The organism is Chitinophaga sp. 22308 (assembly GCF_052045305.1).
Lineage (GTDB): Bacteria > Bacteroidota > Bacteroidia > Chitinophagales > Chitinophagaceae > Chitinophaga > Chitinophaga varians_A.
Genome location: NZ_JBQEOP010000007.1, coordinates 370015 through 387745, shown reverse-complemented (window position 1 = coordinate 387745; position 17731 = coordinate 370015). Strand labels below are relative to the sequence as shown.

The 17731-nt window shown below is 50.7% G+C and carries 12 protein-coding genes; 7 read left to right on the top strand and 5 right to left on the bottom strand.

Features of this window, described 5'->3' with window-relative positions:
• The first annotated feature begins 386 nt into the window (after window positions 1-386).
• Together gyrA and ACTJJS_RS27595 are read left to right on the top strand one after the other, a co-directional pair.
• On the top strand, window positions 387-2981 hold the full coding sequence (gene gyrA / locus ACTJJS_RS27600) for a DNA gyrase subunit A (RefSeq protein ID WP_440666691.1): 2595 nt from the start codon (window positions 387-389) through the stop codon (window positions 2979-2981).
• 183 nt (window positions 2982-3164) lie between these two features.
• On the top strand, window positions 3165-4418 hold the full coding sequence (locus tag ACTJJS_RS27595; RefSeq protein ID WP_440666689.1) for a tetratricopeptide repeat protein: 1254 nt from the start codon (window positions 3165-3167) through the stop codon (window positions 4416-4418).
• Between the two features lie 371 nt (window positions 4419-4789).
• Here ACTJJS_RS27595 and ACTJJS_RS27590 read toward each other — a convergent pair whose 3' ends face one another.
• The 3 genes from ACTJJS_RS27590 to ACTJJS_RS27580 form a co-directional block, all read right to left on the bottom strand.
• Entirely contained in the window at window positions 4790-4993 is a 204-nt protein-coding gene (locus ACTJJS_RS27590) for a hypothetical protein (protein ID WP_440666688.1), read from the bottom strand.
• Window positions 4994-5148: 155 nt separating this feature from the next.
• On the bottom strand, window positions 5149-7347 hold the full coding sequence (locus ACTJJS_RS27585) for a response regulator (protein ID WP_440666686.1): 2199 nt from the start codon (window positions 7345-7347) through the stop codon (window positions 5149-5151).
• Between the two features lie 122 nt (window positions 7348-7469).
• On the bottom strand, window positions 7470-8165 hold the full coding sequence (locus ACTJJS_RS27580; RefSeq protein WP_440666684.1) for a LytR/AlgR family response regulator transcription factor: 696 nt from the start codon (window positions 8163-8165) through the stop codon (window positions 7470-7472).
• Between the two features lie 103 nt (window positions 8166-8268).
• Here ACTJJS_RS27580 and ACTJJS_RS27575 point away from each other — a divergent pair, with 103 nt between their 5' ends.
• The 4 genes from ACTJJS_RS27575 to ACTJJS_RS27560 are packed head-to-tail and all read left to right on the top strand — an operon-like array spanning window position 8269 to window position 14233.
• Entirely contained in the window at window positions 8269-8574 is a 306-nt protein-coding gene (locus tag ACTJJS_RS27575) for a DUF6660 family protein (protein ID WP_440666682.1), read from the top strand.
• 47 nt (window positions 8575-8621) lie between these two features.
• Entirely contained in the window at window positions 8622-11804 is a 3183-nt protein-coding gene (locus ACTJJS_RS27570; protein WP_440666680.1) for an efflux RND transporter permease subunit, read from the top strand.
• On the top strand, window positions 11801-13036 hold the full coding sequence (locus ACTJJS_RS27565) for a TolC family protein (protein ID WP_440666678.1): 1236 nt from the start codon (window positions 11801-11803) through the stop codon (window positions 13034-13036). The genes ACTJJS_RS27570 and ACTJJS_RS27565 overlap by 4 nt, the downstream gene beginning before the upstream one ends.
• Before the next feature lie 12 nt (window positions 13037-13048).
• Window positions 13049-14233, top strand: a complete 1185-nt coding sequence (locus tag ACTJJS_RS27560) for an efflux RND transporter periplasmic adaptor subunit (RefSeq protein WP_440666676.1) — start codon at window positions 13049-13051, stop codon at window positions 14231-14233.
• 83 nt (window positions 14234-14316) lie between these two features.
• Here ACTJJS_RS27560 and ACTJJS_RS27555 read toward each other — a convergent pair whose 3' ends face one another.
• The gene (locus tag ACTJJS_RS27555) at window positions 14317-15297 is read right to left on the bottom strand and encodes a phosphotransferase enzyme family protein (protein ID WP_440666674.1); all 981 of its coding nucleotides are present in this window, start codon (window positions 15295-15297) and stop codon (window positions 14317-14319) included.
• 101 nt (window positions 15298-15398) lie between these two features.
• Between ACTJJS_RS27555 and ACTJJS_RS27550 the strand changes: the two genes are divergently transcribed.
• Window positions 15399-17027 (top strand): hypothetical protein, encoded by a 1629-nt coding sequence (locus ACTJJS_RS27550; RefSeq protein ID WP_440666672.1) that lies wholly within the window; start codon window positions 15399-15401, stop codon window positions 17025-17027.
• Between the two features lie 3 nt (window positions 17028-17030).
• Here ACTJJS_RS27550 and nfi read toward each other — a convergent pair whose 3' ends face one another.
• Entirely contained in the window at window positions 17031-17720 is a 690-nt protein-coding gene (gene nfi, locus ACTJJS_RS27545) for a deoxyribonuclease V (protein ID WP_440666671.1), read from the bottom strand.
• Window positions 17721-17731: the final 11 nt, after the last annotated feature.

Genomic DNA, 17731 nt, shown 5'->3' with positions numbered 1-17731 from the left:
AACAGCATTTTTGATGTTAATGTTTGAACTGACAGTAAAATTCGGTGCATATCCCGCCCAAAAACCAGGTTTGAGTGATTCGATCTATTGATTATCAGTCTATTAAAAACAAATACTTTGCCAATATTTAATTTTCGATATATTTCCCTATTTATACATATTTTAGATAAAGTAAAATTAAACCATTACACATACTAACGCAGAAAAGCAAAAAATGGTTGTTCGTTATGGGAAAAATCAGTCATATATCGATTGCGCTATATAATTGATTAACACAATGATGTTTTTATTCACATTTCTTCGGTTTTAGGCCATAATAAGCCCTGAAATGGCTATATTTGCCCTTATCTGTTTTCAGCAGAAAAAACTGTAAATCAACACACAAAATGACAGAGCACACGGAAAATCAGCAGGAAGGGAGAATTGTCCAGATTAATATCGAGGAACAAATGAAAACGGCCTACATCGATTACTCAATGTCTGTAATCGTGGGTCGTGCCTTGCCCGATGTGAGAGATGGTTTAAAGCCTGTACACCGCCGCGTTTTATTCGGAATGAACGAGTTGGGCAACCACAGCAACAAGCCTTACAAGAAGTCAGCGCGTGTGGTGGGTGAGGTAATGGGTAAGTATCACCCGCATGGTGACGCCTCTATCTACGACACCATTGTACGTTTGGCCCAGCCCTGGAGCATGCGCTATCCCATGGTGGACGGCCAGGGTAACTTCGGCTCCGTAGATGGTGACATGCCCGCTGCGATGCGTTACACCGAAATCCGTCTTCAACGCATTGCGGAAGCCATGCTGGAAGACATCGAAAAAGAAACGGTGGATTTCACCAACAACTTCGACGACACCCTGGAAGAACCTACGGTGTTGCCTACCCGCATTCCGAACCTGCTGGTCAACGGCGCTTCCGGTATCGCGGTTGGGATGGCCACCAACATTATGCCCCATAACCTCTCTGAAGTGGTGGACGGCGCAGTGGCCTATATCGAAAACCGGGACATCACCGTTGAAGAACTGATCAAACATGTGAAGGCCCCTGACTTCCCGACAGGTGGCACCATATATGGTTTTGAAGGCGTTAAACAGGGCTTCGAGACCGGAAGGGGCAGAGTGGTAGTAAGAGGTAAAATCACCGCGGAAACGGCTAAAAACGGCCGCGAAAGACTGGTGATCTATGAGCTGCCCTACCAGATCAACAAAGCCATCCTGCACCAGAAAATCGCACAGCTGGTAAACGACAAGATCATCGAAGGCATCACCGACGTACGTGACGAGAGCGACCGCGAAGGGATGCGCCTGGTAATAGACCTGAAAAAGGAAGCTATCTCCAACGTGATCATCAACCAGCTCTATAAATACTCCGAGCTGCAGACTTCCTACGGTATCAACAACGTGGCCCTGGTGAAAGGCCGTCCGCGTATCCTCAACCTGAAGGACATGCTGGCGGAGTTCATCGACTTCCGCCACGAAGTAGTGGTCAGAAGGACCCGCTTCGACCTCCGCAAAGCGGAAGAAAAAGCGCATATCCTCGCCGGCTACCTGATCGCACTGGACCACCTGGACGAGGTGATCGCCCTGATCCGTGCCTCCAATACGCCGGACGTGGCCAGAGACGGACTGATGAGCCAGTTCGGCCTCTCCGAAATACAGGCCAAAGCCATCCTGGAGCTGCGCCTGCAACGCCTCACAGGCATGGAACGTGATAAGATCCGTGCGGAATACGACGAAGTGATGAAACTCATCGCCTGGTTGAAAGACGTGCTCAGCGACGAGTCGCTCCGTATGAAGATCATCCGGGATGAGCTGGAAGAGGTGAAAAAGAAATTCGGTGACGAACGTAAAACCGAGATCCAGTACCTGGCCAGCGAAATGAGAATTGAAGATATCATCGCGGAAGAAGACGTGGTGATCACCATTTCCCACCTGGGTTATATCAAACGCACCTCTGCATACGACTACCGTCAGCAGAAACGCGGCGGCCGCGGCGCCATCGGCGGCAGGACCCGCGACGAAGATTACATCGAACACCTGTTCGTGGCTTCCACGCACCATACCATGCTGTTCTTTACAGAAAAAGGACGTTGCTACTGGCTTAAGGTATACGAAATACCGGAAGGCGAGAAGAGCGGTAAAGGACGTGCTATCCAGAATATGATCCAGCTGCCGGGCGATGACAAGATCCGCGCGATCATCGATATCAAAGACCTGGGCGATAAAGATTATATCAACAATCACTATATCGTTCTCTGTACCAAAAAAGGTATCATCAAAAAAACACTGCTGGAAGAATTCTCCCGTCCCCGTCAGAACGGGGTGAATGCCATCACCATCAACGAAGGGGACCAGCTGTTGGAAGCCAAACTGACTACCGGCGACAGCCAGATCATGATGGCCATCCAGAGCGGCCGCGCTATCCGCTTCCCGGAAAATACCGTGCGTGACACCGGTCGCGGTGCCATCGGCGTAAGAGGTATTGAAGTGGACAGCGAAAAAGATGAGGTAGTTGGTATGATTTGTGTAAACAAAGACGACGACTCCAGGACGATACTGGTAGTTTCTGAAAAAGGTTTCGGCAAACGCACCAACATCGAGGAATACCGTATCACCAACAGAGGTGGTAAAGGGGTGAAAACCATCAATATCACTGAAAAAACCGGTAACCTGATCGCCATCCTGGACGTAACGGAAAAACATGACCTGATGATCACCTGTAAATCCGGCATCACCATCCGCATGGCGGTAGCTGATATCCGCGAAGCAGGACGTGCCACTCAGGGCGTGCGCCTGATCCGTCTGGACGACGCTGATGAAATAGCAGCAGTGGCCCGTCTCGATGAGCAGGAAGAGGAAGCCGCAGAAGTACTGGAAGGAGAAGATAACACTGTAGCCAACGACAGCATCGCTGACACCAGCACAGATACTGATACTGAACAGGATACTGCAGCGGAAGGACCTGAAACGCCGCAGGAATAAGTATTCACAGCAAACTGAAAAAATTAACCCGCTTATGGCAGGAGATGCCCCCCTCAAAAGGTGTCTCCTGCCTAAACCGATAAAAAAAGTACAGCCGGCTTTAGTGGTAACGATGGGCCCGATTGTATTGGATTATTGGGAGCACCATACTCTTATTGTAATCAGCAACTAAAAACTAGAGACATGAAAAAATTATTGGTATCTCTTCTCTTTTGTACGGCCGGCGTATCGGTGATGGCCCAAAGAGCAAAAGTAAGCAGCGCAGATGAGAACCTGAAGAAACAAGATCTGGAGAAAGCCAAGGCAGATATCGATGCAGCGTTACAGAACGACAAGACCAAAAACGACGCAAAGACCTGGCTGGTAAACGGTAAAATCCTCGAAGCAATGGGCACCAAACAAAAAAGCGCTGGTCTTGCCCTCGAAGCCTATAACTCTTTCAAAAAAGCACTGGAAATCGATCCTAAAATGAAAGAGGCTATCCTGGAGATGAGCGGCCCTATGTTCAATGTATACGCTACTGTGGCCAACGCCGGTTACGGTTTCCTCAACGAACAGAAATGGGATTCCTCCCTGGTGGATTTCAAACATGCGTTCGAAATCGCTGAATACTACAACAGCAAAAACCTGGGCACCACTATCCCTACCGATACCGCACTGACCTTCTACACCGGTTACGCAGCTAACCAGGCCAATAAGAAAGATGATGCTTTCACCTTCCTGAAAAAAGCCGCTGACCTGCAGTTCAAAGGCGAACCTGCACTGTACGTAGTACTGGGCCAGCTGTATGAAGAAAAAGGCGACCAGGCCAACTGGCTCAAAACCATCGAACAAGGTAAAGCTTTATTCCCTAAGGATAAACGCTTCAACGATATGGAAATGGCTTTCTACAGCAAAACCGGTAAAACCAACGAATTACTGTCCATGCTGGAAAAGAAAATGGCCGACAATCCTAAAGACGAAGCCGCTGTACTGGACTACGCTATCCGTGTAGACAACCTCGCTAATCCCCGCGACGAAAAAGGTAACGACGCTCCCAAACCAGCTAACTACGAAGAACTGATCGGTAAAGCTGAAGGCGCCTATAAAAAAGTACTGGAACTGAACGCTAACGATGCTACCGCCAACTTCCAGCTGGGTGCGCTGTACTTCAACAAGGCAGTTGTATACAACAAACAACTGAATGAACTGGACAGCAAACAACAGACTTCTCCTAAAGCAAAAGAACTGCAAGGTAAAGTAGAAGGCCTCATGAACCAGGCATTGCCTTTCTTCGAAAAAGCTGATGCCGCTTTCACTGCTAAAGCCAGCAGCCTCGACGCCGGTGACAAACAGACTTACGAAAGCTGCCTGTATGCCCTGCAGAAAATCTACGCTATCAAAAACCAGACTGCGAAAGTAGAAGAAGTGAAAAAGAAACTGGAAGCGCTGAAATAGTAAATAGCATATACATTATAATTGAGAAAAGATCCGCCGGCAACGGCGGATTTTTTTTTCCCAGGGCTGAAGCCCTGGGCTACGTTCTGATTCAATTTCTTTTGGATGTAAGAGTTCTGTATTTATGGATAATAAACTCCGCAGCTTAAAGCAGAGTCTTATACTTCAATACCAGCGTATACGTTAGAGATTATTCTGGAAGGGCATTCATCAATTATCAGGGTTTACGCCAATGAAGACACCTGGATCAGAACGTAGCCCAGGGCTTCAGCCCTGGGACCACAAGCGGTTGTTTAAGCACGCATATAAAAAAGAATAGCTCCGGGGCTACCCGGAGCTATTCTTTAACTCAAACGCTGTATAATGGTGAATTAAGCAGCTTTTTTTGCAGCAGGCTTAGCTTCAGCTTTTTTGTGTTCGTGATGAGCTTTCTTAGTTGTGTCAGCAGCTGGTTTTGCTTCTGCTTTAGCTTCAGTTTTAGCTTTTTCTTTTTTAGCAGGTTTAGCAGCAGGAGCCTGTGCGAAAGAAGCAGCAGAAATGCTCAGTACCAGTGCAGCAGCGATAATTTTTTTCATGATGATTGTCTTTTTAAATGATTAATGATGTTTTGTTCAGTATTGTGATGTAAAAATAATGCCGGTAACGACGTGAGAAGCGGAGGTTTCGGTGAACTGGTTATTACTGTCGTTGAAAAAGGGAAAATGAACGGTCGTATCGGGGGATGACCGGGTTAAATCGTGATATCAATGGCCTCCTGTATCGCCTGTAAACACAGCTGTTTCAGGGTATAGAACAGTTCGTTGGCCGTATCTGCATTATAGTTATTTTCGTCGGTCTGTTCCAGTTGTTCGAGAATAGGGTAGAGGTGTGTTTCCAGCCCGGTAAAAGACACTGTCGTCTTCAGGTTGTGCGCGGTGGCCCGGATGCTCACGGGATCATTGATACTGATGGCGTTTTTGAGCATGGCAAGGTCTTCGGGCAACTGTGTCACGAACTGCTGCAGCATGTTCTTTTCGAAGCCTTTATCCCCTTTGGAGAGCTCCCGCAGGTATTGCATGTTGAGCAGATGGGAATGCCCGTTTTCAGGTATGTGCGTGCCTGACGGCGGCATGTCCCGGGAACCGAATTTGCCGGTATATACCTGGATCATGCGGTACAAGGTATTCTCATCGATGGGTTTGGAGATGTAATCGCTCATGCCCATCTGCAGGCATTTTTCCCGTTCGCCTTCCATCGCATGGGCCGTCATGGCGATCACGGGGATATTGGAATGCATTTCCTTCCGGATTTTGGCCACTGCCGAATAGCCGTCCATTTCCGGCATCTGGATGTCCATCAGCACGAGGTCGAACACTTGTTTTTCGAGGGCCTGCAGTGCCTCCCTGCCATTATTGACCACGCGGTATTGCAGCTGCCAGCTGCTGAGCAAATGGCGCAGCAGGTTCTGGTTCATGCGGTTATCTTCTGCTACCAGCAACCATATATTGGGATGGATAGGCAGCTGGTCCTTTTCGGTATAGGATGTTTCTGTGTTCTCCGGCATCATTTCCCCCAGCATGTACGGCAGTTCCACTTTGAACGTGGAGCCTTTGCCGGGAGTGCTTTCCACCGAGATAAATCCGTTTTGCAGCTCGATCAGCTGTTTGACGATGGTCAGCCCCAGGCCGGTACCACCGTATTTGCGGGTGGTGGAAGCTTCTGCCTGGTTAAACCGGTCGAAGATGCTGTCCAGCTGCGCCGCTTCAATGCCGATGCCGGTGTCTCTAACGGTGAAGAGTAAACGAACATTTTTATCCTCTGACCATGTGCGGGTCACATGTACGTTCACTTCGCCTTCAGCAGTGAACTTAATGGCGTTGCTGGTAAGGTTGACCAGCACCTGCGTGAGGCGCATCACATCGCCGTAGAGGATGTCAGGGACTTCCTCGTCTGCAGTGATGTTCAGCTGCAGGTGTTTTTCCTGCGCCCTGGCGTGGAAGAGGGTGTCAATGGAATGCAGTACGCCGCGCAGGCTGAAAGAAGTAGCCTCGATGCGCATCATACCGGATTCTATTTTGGAGAGATCGAGTATATCGTTAATGATTTCGAGCAGGTTGTGACCGGCATCGGAGATGGCGCTCACATATTCTTTCGATTTTTCATTCAGTGGCTGGGCCTGCAATAAGTGGGTGAAGCCGAGCACGGCATTCATAGGCGTACGTATCTCATGGCTCATATTGGCCAGGAACTGGTCTTTTACGGCCGCCAGGTTTTTTTCCTGGCGCTGCGATTCATCGAGCGCTTCAATGAGTTGTTCCTGCCGGTGGATACGGCTGGTGATATACAGGAAAGCCAGCAGGCTGGTAAGGCATGCAAAGAGCACCAGCACGGTGCCCCAGCTCTGCGCTTTCTGGCCGCTGGTATCGATAAGGCGGGTGGTGCGGTTCACTTCTGTCTGCCGCGTGGTGTCCAGCTGGTGAAGAATGCCGGTGATGGCTTCTCCCAGCCTCTTGCCCCGCTGGTTGTTGATCATTTTTTCAGCGGCGCTTTTCCCGCTGCTGTAGAAGGTATCGAGGATGAGGAGGTTAAAACTGTTTTTCTCGTCTACCAGGTAATTGAGCTGGGTAAGCAGTTTCTCAGTACTGTCGTTTTTAACGATTTTATTGATCTCCTTCAGATCGGACTTGATGATGGCTATTTCCACTTCAATACCGGTAACATGTGTGGTGTCCTGAGAGATAACGGCACCCCGCACTTTGCTGTCGGTTTTGGCGAGCGATGTTTGCAGTTTCTGGATCTCGTTCTTCACATTCAGCTCCTGCAGCAGCTGTTCATTGCCGGATATGAGTTTCCGTATATTCTTGGCTGAATTGAATTGCAGTACCACGAATAAAATCATCCCTGTGATAAACAGGCCTAGCAGGTAATATTTTATTCTTTTCGGCTGCATGACATTATTAACGCTATTGAAGGAAAGGCGGTTCAAAATACGATAATAAAGGTCCGTGTATATAAATTATTGTTCAACGGGCAATAGGTATCGGTCAAAACGGATAAATGGTCGTTAAACTGTTAAAGAAAGTTTAATTTATTGTTGAGGGCTGCTTTGTAGGTATCAGCCACCGGAATAGCATTCTTCTGGATGATAATATTGCCGTCTTCGATGCTTTCTATTTTGTCCAGCGCCACCATATAGGAGCGGTGTACGCGCATGAACTTGTTGGTCGGCAGTTTTTCTTCCAGTGCTTTGAGGGTGGTGTGGATGGCGTGAAATTTCTGCGCGGTGTACAGCTTCACGTAATCGCCCATGGCTTCGAGGAAGAGGATGTCTTCTGTCCTGATTTTTTTCAGGATGCCATTGTCACGGATGAAGACGAATTCGGTATCTGACACCTGAATTTCGCGGTTGTTGCTGTCGATGATTTCCCGGGCTTTTTCGATGGCCTGGATAAAGCGGGCGGGGCTCACCGGTTTGATGAGATAATCGGCGACGTTCAGCTCGAAAGCCTCCACTGCATAGTCTTTGTTGACCGTGGTAAAAATGATGACCGGTCTTTTTTTGCCCAGGTTGCGGGTCAGTTCAAGGCCGCTCATGCCCGGCATTTCGATGTCGAGCAGCAGCAGGTCTATTTTTTCCTTCTGGATAAGATTGTAGGCCTCCATGGCGCTGCTGCATTCGCCGGTGACATGCAGCTGTTCCACATGGCTGGCCAGCTGTTTCATGGCAGTGCGCGCGAGTTTGTTATCGTCTACTATCAGGCAGTTCATGCGGCTAATTTAGGAACAAATCATAATATAAAATCATCGGGCCCGCAACAGAGATGCAGTTTTTCCTTTAGCGTTTTTCCTTTTAAGTTTTACTTTTGTAAATATGAAATGGTTGATATACCTGTTGAGCCTTTATATCCTGGTGTTGTCCTGCATCCCGTGCAACGACGCCCAGGCCGCTACTGTATATCAGACTGCTGAAATAACCTCCGACACGCATCACCATGAAGCGGCAGCGGATTTTTGTTCCCCGCTGTGCGTATGCAGCTGCTGCAACGTACAGGTAACACCTGCGCAGATCATCCATCTGTCATATATCCACCGTCAGGTGCAGGTGGTATTCCCGGTATTACCGGAAGCACCGTTGCCATTGTTGTATGCCACTATCTGGCAACCTCCCCGGTTATAATCTTCCCGTCCTTATTATGTCTGATGATGTGCTGACGTGATGCCGCTATGGCATGGCGCGGCCGCCATACCCTCTTTTTATTACATACCAACCTGTTTATGCTGGATAAGATCATTCGTTTCTCTATCAGAAACAAGCTTATTGTAGGGATACTCACGCTTGCACTGGTCGTGTGGGGTATCTTCTCACTGACACGGCTACCCGTAGATGCGGTGCCGGACATTACCAATAACCAGGTGCAGGTCATCACCCTGTCGCCTTCACTGGCGGCGCAGGAAGTGGAGCGCCTGATCACCTTTCCGATTGAACAGACCATGGCGGTGATACCGGAGCTGAAAGAAGTGCGTTCCATTTCCCGCTTCGGCCTTTCTGTGGTCACTATTGTATTTCATGATGATGTAGATATCTACTGGGCCCGGCAGCAGGTGAACGAGAAGCTGGGCGAGGCCAAATCCAATATACCGCCGGGCATCGGCATGCCGGAGATGTCACCGATATCTTCCGGTCTGGGTGAAATTTACCAGTATGTTGTCCACCCTGCCAAAGGCTATGAAAAAAAGTACGACGCCCGTGAACTGCGTACTATACAGGACTGGTACGTGCGGCGGCAATTGCTTGGCACGCCTGGCATAGCAGAGGTGAACAGCTTCGGCGGACTGCTGAAACAATATGAGGTGGCGCTCAACCCTGATAAACTGCGCAGCTACAACCTCAGCATCAGCGACGTGTTCACCGCGTTGCAAAAGAACAACGAAAATACCGGTGGCGCCTATATCGATAAAAAGCCCAATGCCTACTTTATCCGCAGCGAAGGCTTAATAGGCAGCACGGCGGATATCGAGCGCATTGTCGTAAAAAATATCCCCAACGGACTGCCGGTACTGATGCGCGATATCGGTACGGTGCAAACCGGGAGCGCCAACCGTTACGGCGCGCTTACCCGTAATGCCGACGGGGAAGCGGTTGGCGGTATCGTCATGATGCTGAAAGGCAGGAACTCCAATGAAGTGGTAAAAGCCGTGAAGGAAAGGGTAGAGCAGATCCGCAAAACCTTGCCGGAAGGCGTGGTGATAGAGCCGTTCCTCGACCGCAGCGATTTTGTGGGCCGCGCCATTGGCACCGTGGAAAAAAACCTGATAGAGGGCGCGCTGATCGTGATTTTTGTGCTGGTGCTTTTCCTGGGCAACCTGCGGGCAGGCCTGATCGTGGCATCGGTGATACCGTTGGCCATGTTGTTTGCCATCGCCATGATGCAGTTGTTCGGCGTGTCGGGTAACCTGATGAGCCTGGGGGCCATTGACTTCGGGCTCATTGTGGACGGTGCAGTGATCATTGTGGAAGCCACGTTGCACCACCTTGCCGGTCGTGTGCAGGGCAAGGGGGCTGTGAAGCTCACCCGCGAAGAAATGGACGAAGAGGTGTATACCTCTGCCATCCGTATCCGTAGCTCGGCTGCTTTCGGGGAGATCATCATTCTTATTGTATATCTGCCCATCCTGGCGCTGGTAGGCATAGAAGGCAAGATGTTCCGTCCGATGGCGCAGACCGTGTCTTTCGCCATCCTGGGCGCCTTCATCCTGTCGCTCACCTATGTGCCGATGATGTCGGCGCTGTTCCTCAACCGCCGTATCTCTGACAAGCCTACTATCGCTGACAGGATCATGGCGTTCTTCCATCGTATATACGACCCCGTTATCCGCAGGGCCCTTACCCGTAAAGGTATTGTAACCAGCATCGCCGTGGCGCTGTTTGGCGTGGCATTGATACTTTTTGGCCGCATGGGCGGGGAGTTCATCCCCACACTGGAAGAAGGCGACTTTGCCGTGGAGACCAGGCTGCTCACCGGCAGTTCACTGTCGGAAACCATTGACAAGGTGGGCAAAGCGTCTGGCATCCTGATGAAAAAATTCCCGGAGGTAAAAGAAGTGATCGGTAAGATAGGCGCCGCGGAAATACCCACGGACCCTATGCCGATGGAAGCCTGCGACCTGACTATTCTACTGAAGCCCAAGAAAGAGTGGACCAGCGCCTCCAGCCGGGAAGAACTGGCCAATAAAATGCAGGAAGCGCTGGAAGCCATACCCGGTGTGAGCTTTGGCTTCTCGCAGCCGATACAGCTTCGCTTCAATGAACTGATCTCCGGAGTACGGCAGGACGTCGGTATTAAGATATTCGGGGAAGACCTGGCCACACTGGCATCGCTCGCACAAAAAATCGGGGGCATTGTAAACCGCACTGATGGCGCGCGTGACCTGTACGTAGAACAGATTGGGGGGCTACAACAGATTGTGGTATCGATCAACAGAGACAGGATTGCGCAGTACGGACTGGACATCGCCACCGTGAACGAAGCCATTAACACGGCTTTCGCGGGACAGAGCGCAGGACTGGTGTATGAAGGCGAAAAGCGTTTTGACCTGGTGGTGAGGCTGGACCAGCAAAGCCGCCGGGATATCAGTGACGTGCAGGGGCTTTATATCACCACGCCTTCCGGCAACCAGGTGCCGCTGCAACAGCTGGCCACCGTGGAAATGGCCACCGGCCCTAACCAGGTGCAGCGCGAAGATGCCAAACGGCGCATCATCGTAGGTTTCAACGTAAGAGGACGGGACATTGCCAGTGTGGTGAAAGATATAGAAGCCGCCATCGGCAAAGAGGTGAAACTGCCGACCGGTTATTTTATCCGCTATGGCGGCCAGTTTGAGAACCTGCGTGAAGCGAATGCGCGTTTATCCATTGCCGTGCCGATAGCGTTGTTGCTCATCTTCGCGTTGCTGTACTTCACCTTTAATTCTGTGAAGCAGTCCCTGCTCATTTTTACGGCTATCCCCATGGCGGCCATCGGTGGCGTGTTTGCACTGTTGCTGCGTGGCATGCCCTTCAGCATCTCGGCAGGCGTAGGCTTTATTGCCTTGTTTGGCGTGGCGGTGCTCAACGGGATCGTACTGATAGGGGAGTTTAACCGGCTCAAAAAAGACGGTCTTACCGACCTGCAGGAAATTGTGCTGCAAGGCACCGCCACGCGTCTACGGCCGGTACTGATGACAGCCATGGTGGCATCGTTGGGCTTCCTGCCGATGGCGCTGGCCACGAGCGCGGGCGCGGAGGTACAGCGACCGCTGGCCACCGTGGTGATTGGCGGGTTGATCACTTCCACCTTGCTCACCCTGTTGGTATTGCCTTGTTTGTACATCTATTCTGAAAAAATATTCCAAAAGCGTAACACATGAATTTCCGCATAATCATATGCCTGCTATTTCCCATAGCGGCATTTTCCCAATCACATCCGCTCACGATGGAACAGGCGGTGCAACTGGCCCTGGCCCAAAACAAAGGGCTGCAGTCAGCCTCCTCCAACGTGGCGTATTATAGAGACCTGGCCCGCACCAGCGGCGAAGTGCCCAAGACAGACGTGTCCCTGCAATACGGACAGTATAACAGCTATGTGCGTAATGACAACAACTTCAGCGTGTCTCAGAGCATTCCGTTTCCCACCTTGTTTGGGGCCAAGAAGGCATTGGGCCAGGCACAAACCGAAAAGGCTGTATGGCAGAAAGCAGCGACACAGAACGATCTGGTGTTCCAGGTAAAACAAGCATATATGCAGTTGCTGTTCCTGCGCGAACAACGTGCTTTGCTTCACAGCCAGGACAGCCTGTTTACCAGCTTTTCGCGCAGCGCCGGCCTGCGCTATAAAACCGGTGAAAGCAGGCTGATAGAAAAGACAGCCGCCGAAGTACGTGTCCAGGAAATACGCAACCTGCTGCGACAGAACGAGGCAGATGAGGCCATTTTTATGGCCAGGCTGCAGGCTTTGCTGGGCAGCGCCACACCAGTAACGATTGCAGGCACCACCATTCCCGAGGCTAATGCAGGCATGCAGGAAGACTCCCTGGCCATAGCGGACAACCCGCAGTTGCAGTTTGCCAAACAGAATATTGTCATCGCAGAAAAACAGAAGAAAGTCATCAGTAACAGTATATTGCCGGACCTCACAGTCGGGTATTTTAACCAGTCACTGATCGGTACAGGGCTGAATGCTTCCGGTACGCCGCTGGCCACCGGTGGCAACCGCTTTCAGGGTTTTCAGGTAGGATTGGCCCTGCCGCTGTGGCTCGGGCCCATGAAGGCGCGTGTAAGGGCCGAAGAAAAGCAGCAACAGGCTGCCGGGCTATTTTACGACAACAGTGTGATGCAGCTGAAAAGCCAATACAGGCAGGCCGTGCAGGAGTTCGTGAAACTGCGCAACAGCCTGGAATACTATACCGGCAATGCGTTGCCTAACGCCGACCAGTTACAGCAACAAACCGTCAAATCCTTTACGCTGGGGGATATCGGCTATGCAGAATATTTCCTGAACCTGGAAAAGGTAATGGCCGTAAGACAAGGCTATCTGCAAACACGACATGACATCAAACAAGCTGAATTATATATTGCCTACCTCAGTGGGCATCAACTTTAAAACCAACCTCGTATGAAACAACGTTCATCTCATATATACGTAGCCGTTATTCTGTTGCTGGCAGGCTTTGCCCTGGCATCCTGTGGCAGCAAAAAAGCCCCTGCCGAAAAACAAACCGAAGCGCATGATCATCAGGAAGCCGAAAATACCGTGACGCTTACCGGCGAACAGTTCAAAACAGCGGGCATTACTTTCGGGGCGCCGGAGAAGCGCGACATCAGCAGTGCCATCAAAGTGAACGGGCTGCTGGACGTACCGCCGCAGCAGGCTGTGAGCGTGTCTGTACCGATGGGCGGCTTTATCCGTCAAACGACCATGTTGCAGGGCATGCCCGTAAAAAAAGGCCAGGTGCTGGCGGTGCTCGAGAATATGGATTACATTCAACTGCAGCAGGATTACCTCGATGCCCGCAGCCAACTGGAATACGCCACTACAGAATATACGCGTCAACAGGAACTGTCCAAAGAGAATGTGAATGCATTGAAAACCGTGCAGCAGGCCAAAGCCTCTTATGAGTCATTGCAGGCCAGGGTAAAAGGATTACGGGAAAAACTTACGCTCATCAACATTAATCTGGCAGCGCTGGAAAAAGGAACGATCCAACGGAACATTAGTATATACGCACCTATCAGCGGATATGTTACACAAGTGAATGTGAACCTCGGGCAGTTTGTGAATCCGGCGGACGTGCTTTTCCGTATTGTTAACACGGAGCACCTGCATGCTGAGCTGACAGTATTTGAGAAAGATATTCCCCGGTTGAAGATCGGTCAGCCGGTACGGTTCACGCTGGCCAATGAAACGCGGCAACGTACCGCCACCGTACACCTGATCGGCCGGGAGATAAGCCAGGAGCGGACGGTAAGGGTACACTGCCACCTGGAAGAGGAAGATACGCAGCTGCTGCCAGGCACCTATCTGCAGGCCATGATAGAAGCCGGTGCGGCCAACGTACAGGCGTTACCGGAAGCGGCGGTGGTGAACTTCGAAAACAAAGCCTATGTGTTTGTGAAAGATTCCGCCGGCACCGATAGCTCTTTTCGCTTTAAGATGCTGGAAGTGCAGCAGGGGAGCAGCGAGCAGGGATATACAGAAGTTACCTTTCCGGGTGGTATGCCAGGCAAAGAGATTGTGGTTAAAGGGGCATATGACCTCCTGGCCAAAATGAAGAACAGCGGGGAAGAGCACGGGCACTAAGATACAGTTGCTTATACGATAAAAGCCCGGACGTACCGGGCTTTTATCGTATAGGCCTAACGGGTAGACGGACAAAAAAATGATCAGGTCCAATAACTGGCAAAGTGCCTTAACAGCCCTGTGAACAGCTTTAGCTGTCCAGGTTGCGTAAAGGCATGAAACTGGTCGTGTGTAGTATGGAATCCCATGTAGAACAGCCACCAGCCCACAGCGAGGTAAGGCACTATCTCCAATTCCGCTTCACGGGGCGCCCGGTGTTGCCGGTAGGCGTCCAGCAAGATATGATATTGTGCGTCTGCCGCCTCTTGTGTCAGCCTTTTGGTATACACTTCCAGCGACAGGTATTGCCAGCAGGCAGCGATATCATTTACCAGCCAGCCATATCCCATGAAATCAAAATCAAACAGGGTGATCGTATCGCCCGCGAAGTGCATATTTTTCGGCAGGAGATCGAAATGACAATAGCCTGCCGGCAATCCATTCACAGCGGATAATTTTTCGATGGCTTCTTTGGCTGCCTGCTGCAGCCACGCATAATCTTCCGGATTGCTGTCAAAGCCGGCCCTGAGCATTTCAAGCGGACGAACAAACATCGTTTCGATGTTGAACTCCCATCGGGCCGTTTCCGGTGCGAAGGAGGACGACACCTGGTGGAAACGTGCCATCTCAGTTCCCAGCAACTGTAATTGTTTATTGTCCAATAGTCTTACCGCATGCCCTGGCGCATAGCTGAACAATACCGCACACCTTTCTCCTTCCAGGGCCTCCAGCAGTTGAACTGTTTCCCCTGTAATATCGGGGAGAGGGTAGGATACTGATATGGCCCTCTCTTTCAGCGCCTGTAGCAAGGCTACCTCTTCTTTTATCTGTAAGATGTTCCGGTGAGACGAACGATACACGCGGAGTATAAAACGGTTATCCGGTGTTTCCGCCAGATAAGTATCGCCTACGCCACGCACCAGCAGTTTGCACTGAACATTTTCAAGCGCATATTTTTCGGAAAGAAATGAGGACAATGCTTTGGGGCAGAGCGTGGAATAAATAGCGGGGAAAACTGTTTTCATCCAGTGAAGATATTTATTTTTCTTTTTCCATCTTTGATAATACATGTGAGAAATAGATAATTACATATAATTATATATATTTGAAATATATAATTAGTAAGATGATGTCCTATATCAGATCAGTTGTTTGGTTATGCTTGTTTTTGATCCCTGCCGGCCTGTATGCACAGGTGCCCGTTGTAACCCTGGGACCTGCCATGGAAGAGCCGTTGGACGGATGGGACAAACTGATGCAATTAAAGAATGGTCATACCTTCTGGTTACATTTTTCCAAAAAAGAAGGGATGAGGGTGACCGTATACAACGCCAAACACGAACAGATAGCAGCAGATTCCGTGGGCGGCAGTTTGTGGAACGCGGCCGATCTGGAATCCACAGAAATAGACGGTATCTATGAAATCAACGGTCAACCGGTGATCTTTCTCCAGCAGCTCGTGAAATATGTGCCGGTGTTTTTCCGGCTGGTACTGGACCCCCAAAACGGGAAACTGCTAAGAGAGGATAAACTGGGAGAACTGTCCACAGTGCAGCATCGTAGCGTATATGTGCAGGAGAACCTGGCCTCGCACGACTGTTATGTGGAAAAAGACCCTGACAGCGACTACTATGCAGTGGCCTTTTTCAATGGTGCAGAAATACAACGCAACGATAGTATCCGCGAGCGTATCCGGGTGACGCATTTCTCCCCGTCGCATGAACTGCTTAACACCGGGCTTTATTATCTGCCGGATACAACGTATAGCTATTTCAGTTACATCAGCCTGTCGGTGCATGGTAAAGACAAGGTATATATGAGCACGGTGGGATTCAATGCCAAAAGGAAAGGCAACGAACCGTGGTCTAAAGTTATTTTCTCAGCCCTGTCGCCCGATTCCGCCACCTTTGCGCATCACGTGCTCGACTATACGGCCAATTTCGGCGATGTAAGCGGTTATCAGCAGTACCTGCCTGCCCGCGATGAAGTGAAGCTGTTATTATATGCCCCCGGCCAACGGTCAGATGGCAGCAGCGGTATCTTCCTGAACACGCTGTTGTCTTCCGGCAAGCTGCGTAAACATCAGCAGTTGTCCTTCCCCGAGCTGGGAAAGAACGTACAGCTGAACCTTGGCTACAAGGAAGATTACAAAGGCGCGCCCCAGCGCATGTTCTGGCAGCCGGATGGCAGCGGTACCCTGCTGCTGGAAACGCTTACCCGCTACAAACAAGGCAATACGCAGATCAATAAACTGCATACCAATATGGGCGACATCGGTGTGGCGCTTCTGGACTCCACAGGCCGGGAGAACGAAACACTGGCAGTTTCCAAGTACCAGTCTATCACCGGCGTATGCGAGCCTTTTTCACTGCACCGCAGAATGAAAAGCGAATGGGTTTTCCGGAACAAAATCGCAGCGTTGAATACCAACACTTACCTGTCTTATGACTATGTCAATATTCCCAATGCCACCTTTGTACTGTTCAATGATTACCTGCAATACCTCGATTCCGGCGGACAGGACAAAGTAAAGAAGCCGCTGAAATATACCACAGACGCCAACTTCGTATGTTACCGGTTCTATAATGGCAAAATGGAACGGCTTTTCCTGTTTGGAACGCCGGAAGTGACGAAAGGCTATTATTGTATGATGGGCGCTTCAAGCTACGACCAGGCGCAGCGTGTATACGCCACCGTGATGATCAGCCGCAAAGGCACGGAGAAGCAAGCCTGTGTGGCCTGGATACAATTTTAACGGTCAGACGGGCGTATAGCCTTGCGGGAGAACGCCCAGCCGGAACTGGTTGACCGCATTGTGCGCCAGCCGTGTAGGTTCCGGCAGCCGGTGTTTCCGCACGCACTGTTCCACCAGTGCCAGGCTGCCTGGCACATCGATCAGGTGCCCGGGGGAGACGAAAATGGGTTTTACCTTTTGTTTGCTGCGCAGCACGGTGCCGATCACCACGCCTTGTTTATCTGTCAGTGGCGTATGTGAGCCCCGCTCTTCGCCGGGTTCTTCATAGCTGCCGTACAGCTTTTTCTTCGCGCTGCCCACCGTCACCTGTCCGGCCAGCACCCCGAAATGAGAGGCGATGCCCATGCGCCGGGGGTGGGCAATACCATGGCCGTCCACCACCAGTACGTCCGGTTTCTGCGGCAGCTGCTGCCACGCGTCCAGTAACGCCGGCACTTCCCGGAAGGCCAGAAAGCCCGGCACATAGGGAAACGTGACTTCTTTAACCACGAGACTGTAGCCCACCGGCTCCAGGCCGGGGAACCGCATTAATACAATACCGGCATATACGGTAGTACTGAATTTATTAAAGGAGATGTCTGCCCCGGCGATCAGTTGTATCTTTCCATTGAATGGCGCCGTGATCACTTCTTTGCGCATTTCCTGCTGCAGCAGGGTTGCTTCGGGTACCGTGAGGGTGTTGTAGTCTTTCATGATTTTCCGCT

What these genes read in the sequence shown, in the direction of transcription:
- gyrA (WP_440666691.1), top strand. Translation starts at nt 387, where the DNA reads ATGACAGAGCACACGGAAAATCAGCAGGAAGGGAGAATTGTCCAGATT.
- ACTJJS_RS27595 (WP_440666689.1), top strand. Translation starts at nt 3,165, where the DNA reads ATGAAAAAATTATTGGTATCTCTTCTCTTTTGTACGGCCGGCGTATCG.
- ACTJJS_RS27590 (WP_440666688.1), bottom strand. Translation starts at nt 4,993, where the DNA reads ATGAAAAAAATTATCGCTGCTGCACTGGTACTGAGCATTTCTGCTGCT.
- ACTJJS_RS27585 (WP_440666686.1), bottom strand. Translation starts at nt 7,347, where the DNA reads ATGCAGCCGAAAAGAATAAAATATTACCTGCTAGGCCTGTTTATCACA.
- ACTJJS_RS27580 (WP_440666684.1), bottom strand. Translation starts at nt 8,165, where the DNA reads ATGAACTGCCTGATAGTAGACGATAACAAACTCGCGCGCACTGCCATG.
- ACTJJS_RS27575 (WP_440666682.1), top strand. Translation starts at nt 8,269, where the DNA reads ATGAAATGGTTGATATACCTGTTGAGCCTTTATATCCTGGTGTTGTCC.
- ACTJJS_RS27570 (WP_440666680.1), top strand. Translation starts at nt 8,622, where the DNA reads ATGGCATGGCGCGGCCGCCATACCCTCTTTTTATTACATACCAACCTG.
- ACTJJS_RS27565 (WP_440666678.1), top strand. Translation starts at nt 11,801, where the DNA reads ATGAATTTCCGCATAATCATATGCCTGCTATTTCCCATAGCGGCATTT.
- ACTJJS_RS27560 (WP_440666676.1), top strand. Translation starts at nt 13,049, where the DNA reads ATGAAACAACGTTCATCTCATATATACGTAGCCGTTATTCTGTTGCTG.
- ACTJJS_RS27555 (WP_440666674.1), bottom strand. Translation starts at nt 15,297, where the DNA reads ATGAAAACAGTTTTCCCCGCTATTTATTCCACGCTCTGCCCCAAAGCA.
- ACTJJS_RS27550 (WP_440666672.1), top strand. Translation starts at nt 15,399, where the DNA reads ATGATGTCCTATATCAGATCAGTTGTTTGGTTATGCTTGTTTTTGATC.
- nfi (WP_440666671.1), bottom strand. Translation starts at nt 17,720, where the DNA reads ATGAAAGACTACAACACCCTCACGGTACCCGAAGCAACCCTGCTGCAG.